Annotated in this window: 25 protein-coding genes and 1 other RNA gene; 14 read left to right on the top strand and 12 right to left on the bottom strand. The window is 62.4% G+C overall.

Annotation, left to right across the window (positions count from 1 at the left end; translation table 11 throughout):
• Positions 1-205: 205 nt before the first annotated feature.
• Positions 206-2,116: a propionate--CoA ligase gene (locus G542_RS0102725; RefSeq protein WP_027823314.1), complete on the top strand. Its 1,911-nt coding sequence runs from the start codon at positions 206-208 to the stop codon at positions 2,114-2,116.
• A 122-nt stretch (positions 2,117-2,238) separates the two neighbouring features.
• Here G542_RS0102725 and G542_RS17805 read toward each other — a convergent pair whose 3' ends face one another.
• Both G542_RS17805 and G542_RS0102720 read right to left on the bottom strand, forming a co-directional pair.
• Positions 2,239-2,574, bottom strand: a complete 336-nt coding sequence (locus G542_RS17805; RefSeq protein ID WP_081666715.1) for a YkgJ family cysteine cluster protein — start codon at positions 2,572-2,574, stop codon at positions 2,239-2,241.
• Entirely contained in the window at positions 2,571-3,542 is a 972-nt protein-coding gene (locus G542_RS0102720) for a tRNA dihydrouridine synthase (protein WP_027823313.1), read from the bottom strand. The genes G542_RS17805 and G542_RS0102720 overlap by 4 nt, the downstream gene beginning before the upstream one ends.
• A 112-nt stretch (positions 3,543-3,654) precedes the next feature.
• On the opposite strand from G542_RS0102720, the gene G542_RS17320 reads away from it, so the two are divergent.
• From G542_RS17320 to G542_RS0102705, 4 genes are all read left to right on the top strand, one after another.
• On the top strand, positions 3,655-4,722 hold the full coding sequence (locus tag G542_RS17320) for an HD-GYP domain-containing protein (protein WP_051189863.1): 1,068 nt from the start codon (positions 3,655-3,657) through the stop codon (positions 4,720-4,722).
• Between the two features lie 21 nt (positions 4,723-4,743).
• Positions 4,744-5,283, top strand: a complete 540-nt coding sequence (gene msrA / locus G542_RS0102710) for a peptide-methionine (S)-S-oxide reductase MsrA (RefSeq protein ID WP_027823312.1) — start codon at positions 4,744-4,746, stop codon at positions 5,281-5,283.
• 85 nt (positions 5,284-5,368) lie between these two features.
• Positions 5,369-5,466: signal recognition particle sRNA small type (gene ffs, locus G542_RS17800), an RNA gene on the top strand.
• A gap of 238 nt (positions 5,467-5,704) precedes the next feature.
• On the top strand, positions 5,705-6,025 hold the full coding sequence (locus G542_RS0102705) for a helix-turn-helix domain-containing protein (protein WP_012697537.1): 321 nt from the start codon (positions 5,705-5,707) through the stop codon (positions 6,023-6,025).
• Positions 6,026-6,182: 157 nt separating this feature from the next.
• Here the strand turns inward: G542_RS0102705 and ispC are convergent, their stop codons facing one another.
• The 10 genes from ispC to G542_RS0102655 all read right to left on the bottom strand — a co-directional run bounded on the left by ispC (position 6,183) and on the right by G542_RS0102655 (position 15,107).
• Positions 6,183-7,349: a 1-deoxy-D-xylulose-5-phosphate reductoisomerase gene (ispC, locus tag G542_RS0102700; RefSeq protein ID WP_012697538.1), complete on the bottom strand. Its 1,167-nt coding sequence runs from the start codon at positions 7,347-7,349 to the stop codon at positions 6,183-6,185.
• 54 nt (positions 7,350-7,403) lie between these two features.
• Positions 7,404-8,207: a phosphatidate cytidylyltransferase gene (locus G542_RS0102695; protein WP_012697539.1), complete on the bottom strand. Its 804-nt coding sequence runs from the start codon at positions 8,205-8,207 to the stop codon at positions 7,404-7,406.
• Between the two features lie 4 nt (positions 8,208-8,211).
• Positions 8,212-8,970, bottom strand: a complete 759-nt coding sequence (uppS, locus tag G542_RS0102690) for a polyprenyl diphosphate synthase (protein ID WP_034984894.1) — start codon at positions 8,968-8,970, stop codon at positions 8,212-8,214.
• A 1-nt stretch (position 8,971) separates the two neighbouring features.
• Complete coding sequence (gene frr, locus G542_RS0102685) at positions 8,972-9,529, bottom strand: ribosome recycling factor (RefSeq protein ID WP_027823310.1); 558 nt, start codon at positions 9,527-9,529, stop codon at positions 8,972-8,974.
• A gap of 91 nt (positions 9,530-9,620) precedes the next feature.
• Positions 9,621-10,337 (bottom strand): UMP kinase, encoded by a 717-nt coding sequence (pyrH, locus tag G542_RS0102680; protein ID WP_012697542.1) that lies wholly within the window; start codon positions 10,335-10,337, stop codon positions 9,621-9,623.
• Positions 10,338-10,463: 126 nt separating this feature from the next.
• Positions 10,464-11,345 (bottom strand): translation elongation factor Ts, encoded by an 882-nt coding sequence (gene tsf / locus G542_RS0102675; protein ID WP_012697543.1) that lies wholly within the window; start codon positions 11,343-11,345, stop codon positions 10,464-10,466.
• Between the two features lie 127 nt (positions 11,346-11,472).
• Complete coding sequence (rpsB, locus tag G542_RS0102670) at positions 11,473-12,207, bottom strand: 30S ribosomal protein S2 (RefSeq protein ID WP_012697544.1); 735 nt, start codon at positions 12,205-12,207, stop codon at positions 11,473-11,475.
• A gap of 133 nt (positions 12,208-12,340) precedes the next feature.
• Positions 12,341-12,547, bottom strand: a complete 207-nt coding sequence (locus tag G542_RS0102665; protein ID WP_012697545.1) for a hypothetical protein — start codon at positions 12,545-12,547, stop codon at positions 12,341-12,343.
• Positions 12,541-13,197: a response regulator gene (locus G542_RS0102660; protein WP_012697546.1), complete on the bottom strand. Its 657-nt coding sequence runs from the start codon at positions 13,195-13,197 to the stop codon at positions 12,541-12,543. The genes G542_RS0102665 and G542_RS0102660 overlap by 7 nt, the downstream gene beginning before the upstream one ends.
• Positions 13,194-15,107 carry a type IV pili methyl-accepting chemotaxis transducer N-terminal domain-containing protein gene (locus G542_RS0102655; protein WP_027823309.1) on the bottom strand — a complete coding sequence of 638 codons (1,914 nt, stop codon included), beginning with the start codon at positions 15,105-15,107 and terminating at the stop codon, positions 13,194-13,196. The genes G542_RS0102660 and G542_RS0102655 overlap by 4 nt, the downstream gene beginning before the upstream one ends.
• Positions 15,108-15,368: 261 nt before the next feature.
• On the opposite strand from G542_RS0102655, the gene napF reads away from it, so the two are divergent.
• The 9 genes from napF (at position 15,369) to ccmB (ending at position 22,827) form a co-directional block, all read left to right on the top strand.
• Complete coding sequence (napF, locus tag G542_RS0102650; protein WP_051189862.1) at positions 15,369-15,872, top strand: ferredoxin-type protein NapF; 504 nt, start codon at positions 15,369-15,371, stop codon at positions 15,870-15,872.
• Positions 15,869-16,141 (top strand): chaperone NapD, encoded by a 273-nt coding sequence (locus G542_RS0102645; protein ID WP_012697550.1) that lies wholly within the window; start codon positions 15,869-15,871, stop codon positions 16,139-16,141. Before napF ends, G542_RS0102645 begins: the two co-directional genes overlap by 4 nt.
• Positions 16,138-18,657, top strand: coding sequence for a nitrate reductase catalytic subunit NapA (napA, locus tag G542_RS0102640; RefSeq protein WP_027823306.1), 2,520 nt, complete (start codon positions 16,138-16,140; stop codon positions 18,655-18,657). The genes G542_RS0102645 and napA overlap by 4 nt, the downstream gene beginning before the upstream one ends.
• A 16-nt stretch (positions 18,658-18,673) precedes the next feature.
• A complete protein-coding gene (gene napG, locus G542_RS0102635) occupies positions 18,674-19,462 on the top strand; it encodes a ferredoxin-type protein NapG (protein WP_012697552.1) in 789 nt (262 codons plus the stop codon).
• A complete protein-coding gene (gene napH / locus G542_RS0102630; protein WP_027823304.1) occupies positions 19,459-20,310 on the top strand; it encodes a quinol dehydrogenase ferredoxin subunit NapH in 852 nt (283 codons plus the stop codon). The genes napG and napH overlap by 4 nt, the downstream gene beginning before the upstream one ends.
• The gene (locus G542_RS0102625; protein WP_012697554.1) at positions 20,307-20,747 is read left to right on the top strand and encodes a nitrate reductase cytochrome c-type subunit; all 441 of its coding nucleotides are present in this window, start codon (positions 20,307-20,309) and stop codon (positions 20,745-20,747) included. The genes napH and G542_RS0102625 overlap by 4 nt, the downstream gene beginning before the upstream one ends.
• Before the next feature lie 23 nt (positions 20,748-20,770).
• Positions 20,771-21,397, top strand: a complete 627-nt coding sequence (locus tag G542_RS0102620) for a NapC/NirT family cytochrome c (protein WP_012697555.1) — start codon at positions 20,771-20,773, stop codon at positions 21,395-21,397.
• Positions 21,398-21,550: 153 nt separating this feature from the next.
• Positions 21,551-22,159, top strand: coding sequence for a cytochrome c biogenesis heme-transporting ATPase CcmA (ccmA, locus tag G542_RS0102615; RefSeq protein WP_027823303.1), 609 nt, complete (start codon positions 21,551-21,553; stop codon positions 22,157-22,159).
• A complete protein-coding gene (ccmB, locus tag G542_RS0102610) occupies positions 22,156-22,827 on the top strand; it encodes a heme exporter protein CcmB (protein WP_027823302.1) in 672 nt (223 codons plus the stop codon). The genes ccmA and ccmB overlap by 4 nt, the downstream gene beginning before the upstream one ends.
• Positions 22,828-22,835: the final 8 nt, after the last annotated feature.

Below are 22,835 nucleotides of genomic sequence, written 5' to 3'. Positions count from 1 at the left end.
TAGACGCTGACAATATCGTCATTAAAATGCAATCCAGCATAAAACATTTCAAGCTGTGTGTTTTATGGCACACCACACTTAATGTCATAAAATATGACGTATTGATCGTCATGGTTAATTCGGCTTACCGTGCGCCAACCAAGCAATTGCTTGACTCCAATCATTCCAACCAGACCTGACCAACAGGCGCCCCAAGGAGGAGAACATGGCCACGACGCTCAAGGATTTTCACCGCCAGTCCATCGAACAACCGGAAGCCTTCTGGGGCCGCGAAGCCCGGCGCATTGACTGGCAACAGCCCTGGCAACAGGTCCTGAATACCGACAACCTGCCGTTCCGCGACTGGTTTGCCGGCGGCACCACCAATCTTTGCCACAACACCGTCGACCGCCACCTGTCCGACCGCCCAGATCAGGCGGCCCTCATTCATGTTTCGACCGAAACCGGCGCCGAGCAGGTTTTCAGCTATCGCGAACTGCACGCCGAGGTCAACCGCTGCGCCGCCATGCTTCAGGCTCTGGGCGTGGGTAAAGGCGACCGGGTACTGATTTACATGCCGATGGTGCCGGAAGCCATCTTTGCCATGCTGGCAACCGTGCGCCTCGGAGCCATCCATTCGGTCGTGTTCGGCGGCTTTGCCTCGGTCAGCCTCGCCACCCGTATTGACGACGCCCGGCCCAAGGTCATCGTCACGGCAGATGCCGGCATGCGCGGCGGCAAGGTGATTCCGTACAAGCCGCTGGTCGATGCCGCCATCGGACTGGCTGAACACAAACCCGACCGTGTCCTGCTGCTCAACCGCGGACTGGACGACAACATGCCGGTCACCCAGATGCGCGACATTGACTACGCGGCACTGCGGGCCCGGCATCTGGACGCCAGCGTGCCTTGCGAATGGGTCGAATCCAACCATCCCAGCTACATCCTCTACACCTCGGGCACCACCGGCAAACCCAAGGGCGTACAACGCGATACCGGCGGATATACCGTGGCCCTCGCTGCCTCGATGGAATACATCTATGGCGGCAAACCGGGTGAAACCTTCTTCTCCACCTCCGACATCGGCTGGGTGGTCGGCCACTCCTACATCGTCTACGGCCCGCTGGTCCATGGCATGGCCACCATCGTCTACGAAGGCCTGCCCACCCGTCCCGACCCCGGCATCTGGTGGGCGATCGTGGAAAAATACCGCGTCACCATCATGTTCTCGGCACCGACGGCGCTGCGTGTCCTGAAAAAGCAGGACCCGAGCTGGCTCAAGCGCTACGACCTGTCCTCATTGCGGTCGCTGTTCGTTGCCGGCGAACCGCTGGATGAGCCCACTGCCAGCTGGATCAGCGAAGAACTGGGCGTCCCCGTCATCGACAACTACTGGCAGACCGAAACCGGCTGGCCCATGCTCTCGGCCATGCATGGCGTGGAGCGTACCCCGCTCAAGAACGGCAGCCCCAGTTTTCCGGTATACGGATTCAACATCCAGCTGCTGGACGAGATTTCCGGGCAACCGGTACCTCCGGGCGAAAAGGGGGTGCTGGCCGTCGTACCTCCACTGCCGCCGGGTTGCCTCTCGACCATCTGGAACCAGGACGAACGCTTCGTCAGCACGTATTTCAAGGGATTCCGCGACCGGCTGGTCTATTCCAGCTTCGACTGGGGTATCCAGGACCAGGACGGCTACTATTTCATCCTCGGGCGCACGGATGACGTCATCAATGTTGCCGGCCACCGGCTGGGAACCCGCGAAATAGAGGAAGCCGCCAGCGGTCACTCGGCCATTGCCGAAGTGGCGGTGGTGGGCGTGCATGACAACCTCAAGGGACAGGTACCGATGGCCTTTGCCGTCCTGAAAAACCCCGACCAGCTCCAGACGGATGCCGACCGCGAGCGACTGGCCCGCGAGGTCATTCAGCAGGTCGGTCACGAACTCGGTGCCATCGCCCACCCGTCCCAGGTTCACTTTGTGAACCAGTTGCCGAAAACCCGTTCGGGCAAAGTGCTGCGCCGCTCGATCCAGGCCATTGCCGAAGGACGTGATCCGGGCGACCTGACCACGCTGGACGATCCGTCCGGCATCGAACAGATCCGCCAGGTTCTCGGGCAAACGGCTTCGGCCTGAATCCAAGACTGACAGGCAGGCAGACGCCCCGCCAGCCCGGCCAGCAAACCGGGCGCAGCCCTGAAAAAACACAGCCCTCCTTGTCAAGGAGGGCTGTTTGTTCCTGCATCCTGACAGCAGGCTTACTGCTCTTCCAGCGGCGGCAAACCGTTGCATGAGCGGGCGCGGTGACAGGCATCTTCAAATACGCCAATCACGGCCCGTGCCCCGAATTCACGACAGGGGGACGGGCGCTCGGCATAAATGGCGCATTGCACCGACTCTCCTATCGTCCCTACCAGAGCCCGGCAACGGGGACGGGCATAGTCGGTCCCCTTGAGCCGCCACAGACTGCCGGTTTCATGATCCGCCAGTCCGGCCGGCACACATCCGCCATGACTATCGAGCTCGCTTTCATGAAACGTCACCCGGAAAGCGGCGCAACAGGCTCCGCACTGCTGACAGACAGACACACTCATTGCACGGTCTCCCTCGTTCGTGACAAGACTTCCAGACAATCCGATGCCCGTGTCAGGCCGCGTATCTGCTGAAACAGCTCCCCGGCTTCACAAGGCCAGCCACCTGGCAGCATCAGGAGCTTGAGCCACTGCTTGAGCCGGAACGGCAAATAATTGCCCTGCGGCGCGGCATCATGCATGTGCCGGGCCATCTCTTTCAGCAGCTCCAGCATTCCGTTCCAGTCCAACGGTACAACCTCGGCGCCGCTGTTCGTGGCGGCAATCCGGTACGCCAAGTCCGGCCGCACCACCAGCCCGCGGCCGATCATGATGTCGTCAACTCCGCTTTCGCGCCGGATATCCTGCCAGTCCTGAAGGTTCCAGACTTCGCCATTGGCCCAGACCCGTGCAGCCACCACTTCTTTGACCTGTGCCACCCACTGCCAGTGAGCGGGAGGACGATACCCTTCCACCTTGGTACGGGCATGCACCACCAGCTCGCTGATGCCGGCACTGTCCAGTGCCCGCGCGCAATCCAGCGTCAGTTCCGTATCACGCAGCCCCAGCCGCATCTTGGCCGTCAGCGGAACTCCGGCAGGCAGGGCGGCCCGCACCGCACTGGCAATCCGGTACAACTGCCCGGGATTGTCGAGCAGTGCCGCCCCGCCACCATGCTTGTTGACCGTAGGAGCCGGACAGCCAAAGTTGAGGTCCAGTACCGGTGCGCCCAGCTCGGCGCCACGGGCAGCGTTGTCGGCAAGGCTTGCAGGATCGGAGCCAAGCAGTTGCAGGCGCACCGGTGTTCCCGCCGGGGTCCGCCAGCCATGGGCATGCTCAGGTGCAATACGCCGGAAAGCGGCTGCCGGCAACAACGAGCCGGTCACCCGCAGGAATTCGGTCACGCACCAGTCCACCCCGCCCATGCGGGTAATCAGGTCGCGCAACGGCGCATCGACCAGCCCCTCCATGGGGGCGAGTGCTATCGGCATAACCAGGAATATTGACGATTTACGACGGCGCGCATTGTAACCGAGGCAACAGGCTGCCTGTTGCAGCGCATCCCGATACAATCAGCGCCGGTTTCTTCTTCCCCGCACCATCATGCCGCTGCATCTGCCACATGACCTGTATACCCAGCTGCGCCTGGCTGTCACCGAGGCGGATGAATACCGCCTGACACCGCAAGCGCTGGCTGCTCTGCAAAACGAGCCACGGCCGGAACCGGTCGCCGCTCCGCCGCTGGACCCGCGCAATCCGTTCACCTTGCTGCCCAGTGCTGCCGCCGTATTGCAGCATCTGTACGAGCAGGCTCCTTTTGTCGGCGGATTTCTGGCACAGGTCAACGGCCTGATCACTCCGCTTTTGTCGATCGTGTCAGCAGCACCGGATGCCGGCATTGCAGCCACCCTGCAACTCGACACCAATCATTACACCTCGGCGCACGCGATTCAGGTAGCAGCCCTGATTGTGGTCATCCGGCCTCTGATGCAGTTTGACGAAGCCGAATGCCATGTCCTGATGCAGGCTGCGCTGTGCATGAATCTGGCCTCGTCGGCCTTGCAGGACAATCTGGACCGCCAGCTTGCCCCCCTGTCCAGCCGGCAGTCGCGTGACCTGCGCATCCATCCCTTGCTGTCGAGTGCCTGGATGCACGAGATGGGCGTGGAAGACCCCCTTTTGCACCGTCTGGTTTGTGAACACCATGAACGGCTGGACGGACGGGGCTATCCGGCCCGACAGGTACGGGATGAAATCCACCCGTTGTCCCATGTGCTGCAAGTGCTGGACGAGCTGACCGCACGCTTCAGCCCGCGCTCACACCGGTTGCCGCTGCAATCGGCCCAGATCATGCGGGAACTTTTTGCCCGCCGGGGTACCCATGCCGAAAACAAACTTGTCGAGGCTGCCATCAAGACCCTTGGGCTGTACCCGTCGGGCTTGCTGGTCCGCCTTGGCAACGGTCGCAACGCCATGGTCTGGCAGCAAACAGACAAGGTGGACCAGCCCAGAGTGGTCCTGCTGGAAAGCGACGGACGGTTTTCGCCGCTGGACTTGCGGCAGGCCGGATTCGGCATACAGGAACAGGTCGTATTGCGCCCCTGCCGGCAGGCCAGTCGCCATTTGCGGCAGGCCTGGGGTTATGCACCGGAAACGGCAGATACCCTTTAGCCATTCACGGAGTGAAGCATCATGCAGGATACAGCGACCTTTGCCGGTGGCTGCTTCTGGTGTCTGGAAGCAGCATTCCAGCGTTTGCCCGGCGTACTGAAAGTCGAGAGCGGCTACTGCGGCGGCCAGGCAGAGTGGCCGACATACCAGCAGGTATGCCGTGGCGACACGGGACATGCCGAGGCAGTCAGGATCACCTTTGACCCGCAGCAGGTCAGTTACGACAGGCTGCTGGACGTCTTTTTTCTTGTGCATGACCCGACCACGCCCGACCGGCAAGGCCATGATGTCGGCACGCAATACCGTTCGGCCATTTTCTTTCATGACCCGGACCAGCAGCAGGCTGCGCTCGCCAAAATCACCAGTCTGGATACAGGGCATGCATTTGCACATCCGGTTGTCACGGAAACCGTACCGGCCGGACCATTCTGGGTGGCTGAAGCCCACCACCAAAACTACTATCTCTCTCATGAAGAAGCGGCATATTGCCAGGTTGTCATCCGTCCCAAACTGGAACGACTGAGTGACACTGGCGTGCTGCCGCCAGCGGACTCAGCGTAACGGGCTGCCAATTCGGCTAGTGCAACATCCATGCATAAGCACTTGGCGAATGCAGGAATCCAGCGTATGATCCGACCTCTTCTATGGCGGGCCTCCCCGCATGGATAGATGGTGAACCTGGTCAGGTCCGGAAGGAAGCAGCCACAGCCATTGATTCCAGTGCCGGGGGTTAGGCTCGCCACCTTATTTTTGCCAAGAACATCAGTTACTACTTATATTGCGAAATGGTTTTATGAGTATGAGTCGTCGGCAGAAATTACATTGTCTTTTTTTGACATTCTCGTCTATCATGCACGTGAATGATGACTAGGTAGATTTACCTACAACGAAAGCCGCTTATCAGAAGCCGTTTGTAATTTTATCCCCATCCCATACAACGAAATCACAGGGGATAACGACTTTGGATACGAGAGGAAAGTCCATGAAATTGTTCGAAAAAATCCCGAACCCACGTGAAATTCGCCGCAAACTCGGTTTGAACCAGCAGGAATTCTGGAGCCGCATCGGCGTCACCCAGTCCGGTGGCTCCCGCTACGAATCCGGTCGCAACATGCCCAAGCCGGTTCGCGAACTTCTGCGCCTCGTGCATATCGAGCAGATTGACCTGACCAAGGTCAAGCGCGAAGACTTCGAAATCATCGAGTACCTCAAGGAAACTCACCCGGACCTCTACAAGAGCCTGAAAAAAGCCGTCAAGGCCAAAGTGGAGAATGCCGGTGGCGACATGGTGGTCAGCAGTTGATCCCGTTCCTGCGAACGGTTCGCCCAACAAAAATCCCTCGCCCGATGCGAGGGATTTTTGTTGTCCATATCTGGTGACGGTCCCAAACCCGCAAAACAAACACCCGGTTTCGATGCCTCCGGCAATCAGCCATCCAGCAGCAGGCTTGCAAACAGCATCAGTTCGCCAGACTGCAAAGCAGATGGCGGCGAACCTCGGCATCCAGTTCCAGCAGCTCTTCGATGCTGTTACTGACCCGGCCCGCAAACTGGTGCATGGCTTTTTGCACCAGGCGAGGAATATCCATGAAGGCTAAACGCTTCTCCAGAAAAGCAGCCACCGCCACTTCATTGGCCGCATTCAGCACAGCCGGCTGATCGCCTCCTTCACGCAAGGCATCAAAAGCCAGCCCAAGACACGGAAAATGTTCCTGATCCGGTTTTTCGAAAGTCAGCCCGCCCAGAAGGGAAAAATCCAGTGCCGGTACACCCGCATCCATCCGTTCAGGCCATGCCAGGGCATGGGCAATCGGTGTACGCATGTCCGGCACGCCAAGCTGGGCCACGACCGAACCATCCCTGTAACGGACCATGGAATGAATCACGCTTTGCGGATGCACGATCACTTCAATTCGCCCGGGCGGCGCATTGAAAAGCCAGCGCGCCTCGATCACCTCCAGCCCCTTGTTCATCAGGCTGGCAGAATCCACCGAAATCTTGCGCCCCATCACCCAGTTGGGATGTGCCACTGCCTGCTCCGGCGTCACATGCGCAAGCTGCTGCGCACTCCAGCCACGAAACGGCCCGCCCGATGCGGTCAGGACAATCCGCTCCACCCCGGAAGCATCCAGATCACCCGAAAAATCAGCAGGCAAGGACTGGAAAATCGCATTGTGCTCGCTGTCGATCGGCAACAGACGACTACCGGAAGCCGCCACGGCCTCCATCATCAACCGCCCGGCCACCACCAGCGATTCCTTGTTGGCCAGATAGACCTGCTTGCCGGCCCGGACGGCAGCCATGGTCGGCGCAAGTCCGGCAGCACCCACAATGGCTGACATGACGGCATCCACGGAACCACTGGCAGCAACTGCGACCAATGCAGCTTCACCGTGGAGGATTTCGACATTCATGCCGGACAGTTGCCGGGCCAGCTCACCCGCTGCCGCTGCATCTGCCACGACGGCCACTTGCGGACGGAACTGCCGGCATTGCCCGGCCAGCCGGTCGACCTGGCGATGACCCGTCAGGGCAAAAACCGAAAAACGCTCAGGGTGGCGCGCGATGACATCCAGGGTATTGACCCCAATCGTGCCCGTGGCACCAAGGACGGTAATGCGTTGCATGTTTCGACCTACTCAAGCCGCGCCACGGATATCGACACGGAAGACCCGCCAGGTTTATGCCCCGGCAAAATAACGGACGGCACTGGCAACGGCCAGCATGGCAATCAGGCTGTCGATGCGGTCCAGCACACCACCATGCCCTGGCAACAGCTGGCTGGAATCCTTCATGCCGGCCATGCGCTTGAACCAGGATTCCAGCAAGTCACCAACGATGCTGACAGCGGTCAGCAACCAGGCACCGACCAGCCAGACCCAGACCGGCGCCGACGAGAACGGGAAGATGCCACTGGCACGTACCAGCAGGGCGTAGCCACCGACAGCAATCAGGGCACCATACACGCCTTCCCAGCTTTTCCCCGGGCTGACTGCCGGCGCCAGTTTGTGCCGTCCGAACGCCTTGCCGGAGAAATAGGCCGCAGTATCTGCCACCCACACCAGCGCCATCAGGGCCAGCAGTTGCCAGGCAGCCTGCGGAGACGGACGCCACTCCAGCAGTGCCAGCCATAATGGCAGCAACAGCCACAGCCCCAGGAAAGCACCCGCCAGTTTGTGCTGCAATGTCCAGCGGAACTTCAGCCACAATGGTGCCACGGCCAGCCACAGGACCAGTACCGAAACCTGGACAAATGCCTCAGGCTGCCAACCGGTTAACCACATCCAGCCGGCCAAGGCACTGGCTCCGCCAGTCAGCAAGACATGCTGCAAGGCAGAAAACCGGAAAAACCGGCCCCACTCCCATAACCCCACGGCCGTAATCAGCCAGGCAAAAGCCGCCCAGCCAGGCTCGGGCAGAAAGAACAGCGCCCCGATCATCAAGGGCAGCAAAACCAGCGCGGTGAGGATTCGGGTACGCAGCATTCAGTCAGGTGCGCTGTTGCGCAGGAGGTAGTTGCTCGCTGGTGCGCCCGAAACGGCGCTCGCGGCGATGATAGGAGTCAATGGCCGTCATGAAAGCAGTACGGTCAAAGTCCGGCCACAGGGCATCGGTAAAATACAGCTCGGTGTACGCCAGCTGCCACAGCAGGAAATTGCTGACCCGCTGCTCGCCACCGGTACGGATGAAAAGATCCGGCTCCGGCGCATATGCCAGAGACAGGTACGGAGCAAGGTCGGCTTCGGTCACCGGCTCCGGTGACGCTGCCCCGCCCGCCTGCCGCCACTGCTCAATGGCCTGCAGGATGTCCCAGCGGCCACCGTAGTCGGCACAGATCGTCAGGGTAAGGCCGGTATTGCCGGCGGTCTTGAGCTGCGCAGCTTCAATGCGGTCCTGTAGTTCGCCGGAGAAGCGCGCCAGATGGCCGACGATCTTCAGCCGGATATTGCGGCCGTGCAGCCGGCCCACCTCACGCTCCAGCGCCTGCATGAACAGCCCCATCAGGAACGAAACCTCTTCATCCGGGCGCCGCCAGTTTTCGCTGGAAAAGGCAAACAGCGTCAGGTACTCCACCCCCAGTTCCGTACAGGTACGCACGGTTTCACGCACGGTTTCCAGACCGCGCTTGTGCCCTGCCACACGCGGCAGGAAACGCTTTTTGGCCCAGCGGCCATTGCCGTCCATGATGATGGCGATGTGACGCGGCACATCGCCGACAGCCGGAATTGCGAGGGTGGAACTGGACACGTCAGATCGCCATCAGCTCTTTTTCTTTTTCGGCGAAGAGCTTGTCCACTTCGGCCACGTACTTGTCGGTCAGCTTCTGGATGTCGTCCTGGGCGCGACGTTCTTCGTCCTCGGTGATGTCTTTGTCTTTCAGCAAGGTCTTGAGGTCGTTGTTGGCGTCGCGGCGCACGTTGCGCACGGCGACGCGGGCATCCTCGGCCTCGCCCTTCACGACCTTGGTCAGGTCGCGACGGCGCTCTTCGGTCAGGGCCGGCATCGGCACGCGGATCACTTCGCCCATGGACATCGGGTTCAGGCCCAGATCGGAATCCCGTATGGCCTTTTCCACTTTGGCTGCCATGTTCTTTTCCCAGACCTGCACGCCGATGGTACGGGCGTCGATCAGGGTAACGTTGGCGATCTGGTTGATCGGGGTATCGCTGCCGTAATAGTCGACCGTGATGTGATCCAAGAGGCCCGCATGGGCGCGCCCGGTGCGCACCTTGGCCAGCGTGTGCTTGAATGCCTCGATGGTTTTCTGCATCTTGGATTCGGCGGTTTTCTTGATGTCGTTGATCATGACCACTCCGGGGTAAAACTGCGTATTCGGTTCTGCAACAATGACTCGGCGGAACGACGCGCCACGCCGTCCCGCCGAGGGTATGAATCGGTCAGAAGTGTACCAGCGTGCCTTCGTCTTCGCCAAGCACCACCCGCTTGAGCGCACCCTGCTTGAAGATGCTGAACACCTTGATGTTGAGCTTCTGGTCACGGCACAACGCCAGTGCGGTCGAGTCCATCACCTTCAGGTTCTTGACGATGGCTTCGTCGAACGTCAGCGAGGTATAGCGCTCGGCATCCGGGTTTTTCTTGGGATCATCGGTGTAGACGCCGTCAACCTTGGTCGCCTTCAGCATCACGTCCACGTTCATTTCCATGCCGCGCAGGGCTGCTGCCGTATCGGTGGTAAAGAACGGGTTACCGGTCCCTGCGGCAAAGATCACCACCTTGCCTTCCTGCAGGTACTGCATGGCCTTGCCGCGGATGTACGGCTCGGCAATCTGCTGCATGGTCAGCGCCGACTGCACACGGGCGGTCATCCCGGCCTTGGTCATGGCATCCTTCAGCGCCAAGGCGTTCATCACCGTGGCCATCATGCCCATGTAGTCGGCCGTAGCACGGTCCATACCGGCAGCTGCCGTCGACACACCACGGAAAATGTTGCCGCCGCCGATCACGACGCCGATCTCGACTCCCAGCTCGGACACTTCCTTGATCTGGCTGACGATTTCCTGAATCACCGCATGGTTGATGCCGTACGGATCGTCACCCATCAGGGCCTCACCGGACAGTTTGAGAAGAATGCGTTTATAGGCGGTCTGACTCATGATGTTTCCTTGGCGTAACGCTATCGGGCTGGATCTGCAGGCTGCCGGGCAACCGGCAGATCCAGCCGGACAATCGGAAAAAAGGCGCTCCGGGCAGGAGCGCCTTTCCAGTATGACGAGGAAGGATCAGCCCTTGGCGGCAGCTGCGGCAGCAGCCACTTCGGCAGCGTAATCTTCCTTCTTCTTTTCGATGCCTTCGCCGACCACGAACATGGCAAAGCCATTCACCGAAGCCTTGTTCTCGGCCAGCAGCTTTTCAACGGTCTGGTCCGGGTTCTTGACGAACGGCTGGCCCAGCAGCGTTACTTCGGCCAGGTACTTGTTGATACGGCCTTCGACCATCTTGGCGACGATGTCGGCCGGCTTGCCGCTCTGGGCAGCCTGTTCGGTGTACACGCGGCGTTCGGTTTCCAGCAGTTCTGCCGGAACCTGTTCCTTGCTCACGCAGACCGGCTTGGAAGCGGCGATGTGCATGGCGATGTCGCGACCCAGAGCTTCAGCGCCGTTCAGGTCAACCAGCACGCCGATCTTGGTGCCGTGCAGGTAGGCAGCCAGCTGGCCGGCAGTCACGAAACGCTGGAAGCGGCGCACGCTGATGTTTTCACCCAGCTTGGCGATCAGCTTCTTGCGGACTTCTTCCACGGTACCTTCGGCAGTGGCAACAGCCGACAGGGCTTCGACATCAGCAGCATCGCTGTTGGCGGCAGCTTCGGCTACCAGCTTGGCGAAGGCGAGGAAACCGGCATCCTTGGCCACGAAGTCGGTTTCGCAGTTGACTTCAACCAAGGCACCCTTCTTGCCGTCAGCGCTGCTGAACACGGCTACGGCACCTTCGGCGGCCACGCGGCCAGCCAGCTTGCCGGCCTTGGCGCCGGACTTGATGCGCAGGATTTCTTCAGCCTTGGCCATGTCGCCTTCGGACTCGACCAGTGCCTTCTTGCACTCCATCATGCCCAGACCGGTGGCGGCACGCAGGTCGGCAACCATTTTTGCGGTGATTTCAGCCATCATGAACTCCTGAATTCTGTTCTTGGGGACCGCGAGGATTGCTCACGGCCCGAAAATCGGGGGAAGCGGGAAAGACAAGCGAAACAAAGGGGCGTATCGCCCCTTGGTCTTGCTTCCGGCTTTCTGATTACTCGGCAGCCTGGGCTTCGGAAGCAGCGGCAACCACTTCTTGCAGCGACTGGGCGCGGCCTTCGAGGACGGCGTCAGCCATGCCACGGGCATACAGGCGGATGGCGCGGGCGGAGTCATCGTTACCCGGCACAACGTAGTCGATGCCGTCCGGGTTGTTGTTGGTGTCAACCACGCCGATGACCGGAATGCCCAGCTTCTTGGCTTCGGTCAGGGTGCCCTTCTGGTAGCCGGTATCGATGATGAAGATGGCGTCCGGCAGACCCTTCATGTCCTTGATGCCGCCGAGGCTGCGCTCGAGCTTCTCGACTTCGCGTTGCAGGTCGAGGAGTTCTTTCTTGTTGTAACCGGTCTGGTCAGCATTGCCCAGCAGGGCCATCTTGTCTTCAAGACGCTTGATCGACTGCTTGACGGTCTTGTAGTTGGTCAGCATGCCGCCGAGCCAGCGGTAGTCAACAAACGGCATGCCGGCGCGCGATGCTTCTTCGCGGATGATTTCACGGGCCTGGCGCTTGGTGCCGACGAACAGGATCTGCCCCTTGTTGGCAGCGAGGCGGCGAACATAGTTCTGTGCCTCGATGAACATCGGCAGGGTCTTTTCCAGGTTGATGATGTGGATCTTGTTGCGGGCACCGAAGATGTACTGGTTCATCTTCGGGTTCCAGAAACGGGTTTGGTGGCCGAAGTGAACGCCGGCTTCGAGCATCTGGCGCATGGTGACTTGGGTCGACATGTCTTTGTTCCTTAAAGGGTTATTCCGCCATTCGCGCACTGTAACCGCTGCTGCGGCACCCTTTGGCGCGAATGTGTGAAGTCATCCCGGCAATCCGGGAAGTCCGCGACTATACAAAGTTTCCGCCGCCATTTCAAGATTCAGGCGGCCGGCGACGCGGTTTTTGCGGTTCGAGCAGGCCTTGTGCACGCAGGCGCTGGCGATGCCGCACGCGATAGAACAGCAGCCCGCTGGGCAACAACCCCAGGAACACGAACACCATGCCTCCCTGCACCAGCGTGTCCTGGGCCACGGCCAGCATCAGCACCACATAGACCCAGGCCATCCAGACAATCAGCATTCGCGGTCCAGTTCGTTTTCCACGGCAAACACGGCTGCCTGCACCCGGCTGGAGAGGTTGAGCTTGCGCAGGATGTTCTGCACATGCACCTTGACCGTGCTTTCGGCCAGATCCAGCGACCGGGCGATTTCCTTGTTGCTGGCCCCGCGCGCCAGATGACGCAGGGTTTCGCGCTCGCGCGGCGTCAGGCTGTCGACATCAGGGCGGCTTGCCGCCGGCCGCGGGTCGCGCAGGCGCGCCACCAGCTTGGCGGTCATTTCCGGCGACAGCACGCTGTCCCCCGTGACCGCCCGGCGGATGCTGCTGAGCAGGAATTCGGCGTTGATGTTCTTGAGCAGGTAGCCCCGCGCTCCGAGACGCATGCATTCGGCCAGATCCTCTCCGTCCTCCGACACGGTCAGCATCAGCACCGCCAGTTCGGGATGCACGGCCACGATCTGCGCCAGCGCCTCGCGGCCGTTCATGTGCGGCATGTCGAGGTCCAGCAGCACCACGTCCGGCGCCACCAGCTCGATCAGCTTGACACCCTCCAGCCCGTCGGCCGCTTCACCGACCACGGCAAAGTCGCTCTGCCGTTGCAGCAGCGCTTTCAGCCCGCTGCGGAACAGCGTGTGGTCGTCGATCAAAACAATCTTCAGGGGTTGACTCATGCGAGGGCACGCTCCTTGTGCGGCAGGACCAGACTGACCCGGGTACCTTCACCGGGCCGCGACATGATATCAACCGTGGCGGCAATGCGGGTGGCCCGTTCCCGCATGATCGACAACCCGACATGGCGGGCCTGGCGGGCCGCCAGGGCCGACTGGTCAAAGCCGTAGCCGTCATCCACGATGTCCATCTCGAAATCCTGGCCATTGCGGATATTCACTTCCACCTTGCCGGCGGCAGCATGCTTGCGGATGTTCGACAAGGCCTCCTGCAGGATGAAGATCACCTGCAACTGCTGTTCGGGATTGAGCGGCAGTCCCTCGCCCTCCAGCTGCAAATGGGTCAGCACGCGGGCCTGCTGCTCAAAGCGGGCCAGCAACGTCCGCACGGCGTCCGGAAACTCTTCCTTGCTGATGCGCGTGCGGAAATTCAGCAGCAGCTCGCGCACATCCTCATAGCACTCGGCCACGCCTTCACGGATGAAGGCGAGGTTTTCCTGTGCCGCTTCGGATTCACCGGCCTCCAGGGCCGACTCCAGCATCTGCACCTGCAGGTTCAGGAACGACAGGGACTGCGCAATGCTGTCGTGCAGGCCCTGCGCCATCAGGTTGCGCTCCTCGGCCACGGCCAGCTGCCGTTCGCGCTCGGCCAGCCGCCGGCTTTCAATCGCCGTTCCCAGATGGCTGGCCAGTGTTTCGATCAGGTTGGCATCCGGCTCGGCCACCGAGCGCGGCGTCCGGAACAGCAGCGTCAGCAGCGCCACGTTCTGGCCGTGATAACGCACATGGAACACCGCCAGGCTGGCAAAACCCGTGTTCCGGCACGGCCAGTCGCCCGCACACACTTCGTTCAGTTGCACGGCCACCGGCAAGGCCTGCTTCAACGCGGCGCCGCACGGACACTGCTCCACCGACACACAGGTTTCATGCACATTCAGGCTGTCCGGCAATCCCACCGACACGATCTGGTCCAGCTTGCCGCGCTGGGCATCGACAAACTTCAGGCTGGCTGCATCAGCGCCGACCAGCGCCATCACCCGCTGCAGGAAACCCTCGCCCATTTCGTCGAGTGTCTGGGTCTGCGGACGATGCAGGAAACTGGTAACCTGGTAGAGCGCGGTCAGCTGCCGGTTCTTTTCCTCGACCGACAGGGTTTTCTCGCGCACCTTGTCCTCCAGGTTGGAGTACAGGTCCTGCAAACGGCGCGCCATCTCGTTGAAACCCTCGCTCAGGACACCGAACTCGTCCCGGCTCGCCACTTTCACCCGCGCCCCCAGGTCGCCGTCGTGCAGCTTGCGCATGCCGGCCCCCAGCTGGCGGACCGGCTGGATCACCAGCAGGTACAAAAGGTACAGCATGGTGACGCAGCCGATCAGCGCCATGGCAATCAGCGAAGTCTGGAAAAAGCGCAGCAGCGTGGTATTGCGGGCGTTGTCCAGTTCGATCAGGTGTACCAGCAGGTTGATGTCGTTGACCACGTCCTCGAAATCCACCGCCGTCAGCTGAATCTCGCCACGCAAGGCACGCTGGACATAGGGATGCACCTCGTTCTGCCAGCGTGCGTCGATCAGGGCAGCCATCCGGTGGACTTCCGGATTGTCGGGCAGGAACAGCGGCCGGGCCGGATCACCCTGGCGCAGGTTGTTGAGGGTGACGCGGAAATCCTGCCGCTCGTGCTCGATCCGTGCCGCCGGTGCATGACTGGCGATCAGGTAGGCCAGATGGTAGGTGCGCTTGCGCAGGCTGCCGGCATCATTGATGGCCGCCGCACCGCCCTCCAGTTTCCACGACAGGTGCAGGGTGAAGCCGATCGACACCATTGCCAGCATCAGCCACAAGAGCGACAGCAGCATCAGCTTGGTCGCCAGGCTGCGCTGCCACGGCATGGCGTCGGGAAAAATGATGTGCTTCATGAATGGTCCGCCAGAACAAGGCCCTATTGTGCCATGCCGGCCGGCCAGACCCTCACGCCAGCAGCATTTCCGCCCCTGCCGGCGGCAAACCGCACTCCGCCCCGTCCGATCGGCAGACCGCCTCTCCGCCAAAAGGATTAGGCATTGATCGGCCATTAGCCGATGTCAAGCCAAGCACTCGGCTGATCATGACTTTCGTCAATCTTTCAGCACATCTGCATTTCTAGACTCGCACCTGTCTTCAACCCACGCCTGCCCGACATGCTCTCGCGCGCTGACCTTTTGCGCGGCCGGTTCGGCCGCCATCACCGTCCGCAGATCCGCCCGCCCGGCGCCATCGACGAGACCGGATTCCTCGCCAGCTGCACCCGCTGCGAGGACTGCCGCAATGCATGTCCGCAACAGGTGATCGTTGCCGGCAACGGCGGCTATCCGACGCTGGACACGCGGCAGGCCGGCTGTACCTTCTGCGGCGCCTGCCAGCGGGCCTGCACCACTGCCGCCCTGGGCATCGCCCCGGAGGCACGGCTTGCCTGGCGTCCGGTCTTTGCCGGCAACTGCCTCGCGCTGAACCAGGTGGTGTGCCGCAGTTGCAGCGACAGCTGCGACACCGCCGCCATCTCCTTTGCCCTGCAAACCGGCGGCCGCAGCCAGCCCGTACTGGACGGGCCGTCATGCACCGGCTGCGGTCACTGCGTCAGCGCCTGTCCGGTGCAGGCCCTGTCCATGCAATCCCCCAGTCCCGACGAGGAGTCCCCCGCATGAATATTTCCGGCGTGGTCGTGCGTTGCCGCCCCGACCAGTCCTGCCATGTCCAGACCGCCCTCGCAGCCATGGAAGGCGTCGAAGTCCATGCCGCCAGCGAAGACGGCCACCTGGTCGTCACCATCGACCGCGAAGGCTCGCGCGATGCTGCCGACACCTACGTTGCGCTGCACGACATCGACAGCGTGCTGTCGGTGTCGCTGGTGTACGCCTACGACGATGCCGGCGACGACATCCCGGGCCTTTTCAATAAGGAAACGCAATCATGACCCTGACCCGACGCGACTTCATCAAGGCCAATGCGGCCGCTGCCGCAGCCACGGCTGCCGCAGTCAACCTGCCACTGGTGCCCTCCATGGCACAGGCCGCCACGACCGATCCGGCCACCGCCGGCGCCGACATCAAGTGGGACAAGGCTGCCTGCCGCTTCTGCGGCACCGGCTGTTCGGTGCTGGTCGGTACCAAGGGCGGCCGGGTCGTGGCCACCCAAGGTGATCCGGACGCTCCGGTCAACCGCGGCCTCAACTGCATCAAGGGCTACTTCCTGTCCAAGATCATGTACGGCGAGGACCGCCTGACCAAACCGCTCTTGCGCATGAAGAACGGCAAGTTCGACAAGAACGGCGAATTCACCCCCGTCACCTGGAAGCAGGCCTTCGACGTGATGGAAGAAAAATTCAAGACCGCCATGAAGGCCGGCGGTCCTGAGGCCGTGGCCATGTTCGGCTCGGGCCAGTGGACCATCTGGGAAGGCTATGCGGCCGCCAAGTTCATGAAGGCCGGCCTGCGCTCGAACAACCTCGACCCGAATGCCCGCCACTGCATGGCATCAGCCGTGGTCGGCTTCATGCGCACCTTCAACATGGACGAGCCGATGGGCTGCTACGACGACATCGAGAAAGCCGATGCCTTCGTGCTGTGGGGCTCGAACATGGCCGAGATGCACCCGATCCTGTGGAGCCGCATCACCGACCGCCGCCTGACCCACCCGGACTGCCAGGTGCACGTCCTGTCGACCTACGAACACCGCAGCTTCGAGCTGGCCGACAACAAGCTGGTCTTCGGCCCGCAGACCGACCTGGCCATCCTCAACTACATCGCCAACCACATCATTCAGACCGGTGCGGTCAACAAGGACTTCATCCAGAAGCACTGCGCCTTCATGAAGGGCGAAACCGACATCGGCTACGGACTGCGCCCCACGCACCCGAAGCAGAAGGCCGCCAAAAACCCGGATTCGGGCAAGATGGACCCGATCACCTTCGAGCAGTTTGCCGCTTTCGTGAAGCCCTACACGCTCGAATACACCGCCAGAACGTCCTGTGTGCCGGCCGAGCGCCTCAAGCGGCTGGCCGAGCTGTACGCCGACCCGAAAAAGAAAGTGGTCAGCTTCTGGACCATGGGCTTCAACCAGCACACCCGCGGCACCTGGGCCAACAACCTCGTCTACAACATCCATCTGCTGACCGGCAAGATTTCCACCCCGGGCTGCGGACCGTTCTCGCTGACCGGCCAGCCGTCAGCCTGCGGCACGGCCCGCGAAGTGGGCACCTTCGCCCACCGCCTGCCAGCCGACCTCGTGGTGATGAATCCCGAGCACCGCAAGATTGCCGAAAACATCTGGAAACTGCCCGACGGCACCATCCCGCCGAAAATGGGCCTGCACGCCGTCGCCATGCAGCGCGCACTGAAGGACAGCAAGCTCAAGGTCTACTGGCAGCAGTGCAACAACAACATGCAGGCCGGTCCCAACATCAATGAAGAGATGTATCCGGGCTGGCGCAATCCGGAAACCTTCATCATCGTTTCCGACCCGTACCCGACCGTTTCGGCCATGGCCGCCGACCTGATCCTGCCGACCGCCATGTGGGTGGAAAAGGAAGGCGCCTACGGCAACGCCGAGCGCCGCACCCAGTTCTGGCGCCAGCAGGTCAATGCTCCGGGCGAGGCCAAGAGCGACCTGTGGCAGGTAGTGGAATTCTCCAAGCGCTTCAAGGTCGAGGAAGTCTGGCCGGCCGAGCTGATTGCCAAAAAGCCGGAATACCGCGGCAAGACCCTTTACGACGTGCTGTTCGCCAACGGCCAGGTCAACAAGTACAAGCTTGACGACATGGCCCGCCAGCACGGCACGGCCTACCACAACGAAGAAGCCAGGCATGTCGGCTTCTACCTGCAAAAAGGCCTGTTTGAAGAGTACGCCGCCTTCGGTCGCGGCCACGGCCACGACCTGGCCCTGTTCGACACCTACCACAAGGCCCGCGGCCTGCGCTGGCCGGTGGTGGACGGCAAGGAAACCCTGTGGCGCTACCGCGAGGGCTTCGACCCGTACGTGAAAAAAGGCGAAGGCGTGCGCTTCTACGGCCAGAAGGACGGCCGCGCCCGCATCATCGCCCTGCCGTTCGAGCCCGCCGCCGAAGTGCCGGACCGCGAATACAACATGTGGCTGTGTACCGGCCGCGTGCTGGAGCACTGGCACACCGGCTCGATGACCCGCCGCGTGCCGGAACTCTACCGTGCCGTGCCGGATGCGCAGGTGTTCATGCACCCGGCTGACGCCGAACTGCGCGGCCTCAAGCGCGGCCAGCAGGTCAAGGTGATCTCCCGTCGCGGCGAAATCACCCTGACGCTGGAAACCCGTGGCCGCAACAAGCCGCCGCAGGGTCTGGTGTTCATCCCGTTCTTCGACGAAGGCCGGCTGGTCAACAAGCTCACGCTGGACGCCACCTGCCCGCTGTCGAAGGAAACCGACTACAAGAAGTGCGCGGTGAAGGTCGTCAGGGCCTGAGGCGAGAGAACCGGGTATGAAGAACTCCCCCACTCCGTCTGACGCCCCGCAGAGCCTCACCCGCCGGGTGTTCCTGTCCGGGTCGCTGGGCGTGGCCTGTTCGGCCGGCATGATCGGTGCCGGACTGGCCACGCAGGCAACCCCGGCGCAGGCGCGGCCGGCCGAGGCCCTGCGCCCGCCCGGCGCACTGCCGGAGGCGGATTTCCTGTCGGCCTGCGTGCGCTGCGGCCTCTGTGTGCGTGACTGCCCGTACGACACCCTGAAACTCGCCCGTCTGGGCGAGGGCAAGGGCGTGGGCACGCCGTGGTTCAGTGCGCGCGACATTCCGTGCGAGATGTGCCCTGACGTGCCTTGCGTCAAGGCCTGCCCGACCGGTGCGCTCGACCCCGCGCTCACCGACATCAACCAGGCCCGCATGGGGCTGGCAGTGCTGATCGACCACGAAACCTGCCTCAACTTCCTGGGGCTGCGTTGCGATGTCTGCTACCGCGTGTGTCCGGTCATCGACAAGGCCATCACGCTGGAAAAACAGCACAACCCGCGCTCGGACCGCCACGGCATGCTGCTGCCGACAGTGCATTCGGACTACTGCACCGGCTGCGGCAAGTGCGAAAGCGCCTGCGTGCTGGAAGAGGCCGCCATCAAGGTGGTACCGGTCCATCTCGCCAAGGGCAAGATCGGCAGCCACTACCGTCTGGGGTGGGAGGAAAAGGCCGGCAATCAGGGCAAGTCGCTCCTGGGGGACGATCTGGTGCAGATGCCGGTCCGCCAGCCTGAAGCACCGGCCGGAGGAGAACAGCCATGACGCCCAAGCGTTCGTTCTGGCAGCGGCATCGCTGGCTGATCCTGCGCCGCCTGTCGCAGCTGTCGGTGCTCGGCCTCTTTGCCGGCTCCGGCGCGCTTGCCGGCTGGCTGGGTGGCGTCTGGGTGCTGAAAGGCAACCTGACCGCCAGCCGCGTGCTCGACACCGTGCCGCTGACCGATCCCTTCGTGCTGGCCCAGTCACTGGCTGCCGGACACCTGCCGCAACTGACGGCCCTGCTGGGCGCCGTCATCGTGGCTGGTTTCTATCTGGTGGCCGGCGGCCGGGTGTTCTGCTCGTGGGTGTGTCCGGTCAACCTCGTCACCGACTGCGCGGGCTGGTCGCGCCGCCGGCTCGGGCTCAAGGGCGGGCGCATGCCCCCCAGGAGCCTGCGCCGCTGGCTCTTGGCCGCCGTGCTGCTGGCTTCGGCCTTCAGCGGCTCGATGGTGTGGGAACTCGTCAACCCGGTTTCGCTCTTGCACCGCGAAATCCTGTTCGGCGCCGGCATCGGCCTTGTGCTGGTCCTCGCCGTTTTCATCTACGACCTCGTCATCGCCCAGCGCGGCTGGTGCGGACACGTGTGCCCGATGGGCGCGGCGTACGGCCTGATCGGCCGTGCCTCGCTGCTCCGGGTCAGTGCCCCTGCCCGCGCCCGCTGCGATGACTGCATGGACTGCTTTGCGGTCTGCCCGGAGCCGCAGGTGATCAAGCCTGCCCTCAAGGGCGACGCGCAGAGCTCTCCCGTCATCCTGAACGGAGACTGCACCAACTGCGGCCGCTGCATCGATGTGTGCGCGCAGGACGTGTTCCGCTTCAGCCACCGTTTCGACAAGAGGAGTGAAGAATCGTGAAAACCGCTTCCCGTCTGGCACTGCTTGCCCTGGTCAGCGCCCTTGCGGCACCGGGCAGCTATCTGGCCCAGGCTGCCGACAATGCCCCGCTGGAAGGCCAGGCTGCCCTGGGTCACAGCGCGACCGACATGTACAAGCCGATCAAGGACTCCAAGCGCATCGTGCGTGACTACGTGCAGCAGCCGCCACTGATTCCGCACGACGTGTCGAAGTACGAGATCAGCACCAACTTCAACAAGTGCATGGACTGCCACTCGGCTGCCCGCTACGTGGAAATGAACACCACCCGCGTACCGCCGTCGCACTTCAAGACCCGGACCGGCCAGGAGCTGTCCAACCTGTCGCCGTCGCGCTACTTCTGCACCCAGTGCCACGTGCCGCAGGTGGACGCCAGGCCGCTGGTCAACAACGCCTACCAGTCCAGTACGCGCAAATAGTCCGGCAGCAGACAGGAGTCATCATGACTGATCAAAAACCCTCCCGCCTGGCCCGCCTCTGGGCGTGGTTCAAGCGTACCGGCCCGTGGACGGTGGCGGGACTGTTCGTGGCCGGTATCGTCTTCTGGGGCGCCTTCAACACCGCCATGGAAGCCACCAACCAGGAATCGTTCTGCATTTCGTGCCACGAGATGAAGAACAACGTCTACGAGGAATACAAGCAGACCATCCACTACAACAACCGCTCGGGCGTTCGCGCCACCTGCCCGGACTGTCACGTGCCCAAGGATTTCGTGCACAAGATGATCCGCAAGGTGCAGGCTTCCAAGGAAGTCTGGGGCAAGATCACCGGCAGCATCGACACGCCGGAAAAGTTCGCCGCCAACCGCCAGCGACTGGCCCAGAACGAATGGGCCCGCATGAAGGCGTCGGATTCGCGCGAGTGCCGCAACTGCCACAACTTCCAGTACATGGATACCAGTGTGCAGGGCACCCGTTCGTCCCTCAAGCACGAGGAGGCCCAGGCCGCCGGCCAGACCTGCATCGACTGCCACAAGGGCATTGCCCACCGCATGCCGCCGGTGGATCAGGGCATTGGCGCCAACAACGCCACCGGCGCCAACATCCACCCGGAGCTGGCCAAACCGTAACCGGCCTTGACCAGGCACAAACCGCCGGCAGGTTCGTCTGCCGGCGGTTTTTTATTTGACATAAAACATGAAGAATCCGCACTAATCCTAGTGGATGATTCACACCCTGGCGGCTTTTGCGATAATCCTGACTTCCACAGCCTTGGATGTCCAATGCTTGCCATTCAGCATCTCACGTGTCGCAAAGGCTCGCGCACGCTGTTTTCCGACCTGTCGTTCCGGGTCGGTGCCGGCGAAGTCCTGCATGTACGCGGTGACAACGGCTGCGGCAAAACCAGCCTGCTGCGCCTTCTGGCCGGGTTTGCCCGGCCGGATGCCGGCACCATCCTGCGCGATGACCGGCCGCTGGATGCCCGGCACCGCCAGACCCTGGGCTGGCTGGGACCGCAGGCGGCACTCAAGGATGACCTGACCGTGCTGGAAAACCTCCGGCTCCAGGTCAGCCTGGCCGGATGCCAGCCCGCGGATACCCTGCTGGCCAGCCTGCTCCAGGGCTGGGAGCTGGCCCGCCAGGCCGGACTGCCTGCCCGCGCCCTGTCGCAGGGCCAGCGCAAACGGCTGGCCTTTGCCGCCCTCGAAGCCATGCAGCGACCACTGTGGCTGCTGGACGAACCCTTCAACGCACTGGACACCCGTGGCTGCCAGCAGGTCTGGCACGCCATCAGCGCCCATGCTGCCGCCGGCGGCTGCGTCATCATGACCCACCACGCCGAACTGCCCGGCCAGGGCATGCGGGAACTGCGCCTGGGAGAGCGGCGATGAGTGCGACGGCACTGTTTTTCACCGTAATGGGCCGCGACATCCGGCTGGCCCTGCGCCGCCCCAGCGACGCCCTGTATGCCCTGTTCTTTTTCGTGGTGACAGCCACGCTGTTTCCGCTGGCCACCAGCCCTGAAGCCGCCCTGCTGCGCGCCATCGGCCCTGGCGTGCTGTGGGTCAGCGCCCTTCTGGCAACGCTGATCCTGCTGGGCGACCTGTTCGAGTCCGACTGGCGCGACGGCACGCTGGAACAACTGCTGCTGTCGCCGCTGCCGTTCATCTGGGCCGTGATCGCCAAGATCACCGCGCGCTGGCTGACCTGCGCCGTGCCGCTGGTGCTGGTGTCACCGCTGCTGGGCCTCCAGTTTGAACTGGGGCCGACGGCCTTGCTGCTGCTGCCGCTGACGCTGGCACTGGGCACGCTGGCGCTGGCATTCATCGGCTCGGTCGGTGCGGCACTGACGCTGGGCCTGCGCAATGGATCGATGCTGCTGGCCCTGCTGGTGCTGCCGCTGTTCGTGCCGGTGCTGGTCTTCGGTGCCATGGCCGTGGCCCAAGCCGACAGCGGCCGCATCGAAGCCGAACTGTCCGTGCTGGCCGCGTTTGCCCTGCTGGCGGTGTTTTTCTCCCCGTTTGCCACTGCGGCCAGCCTGCGGCTGGCCTGCGAATGAGTGACTTG

The organism is Laribacter hongkongensis DSM 14985 (genome assembly GCF_000423285.1).
Taxonomy (GTDB): Bacteria; Pseudomonadota; Gammaproteobacteria; order Burkholderiales; family Aquaspirillaceae; genus Laribacter; species Laribacter hongkongensis.
Note: the sequence above shows the minus strand (reverse complement) of the source record. Positions and strands in the feature narration are given on the sequence as shown.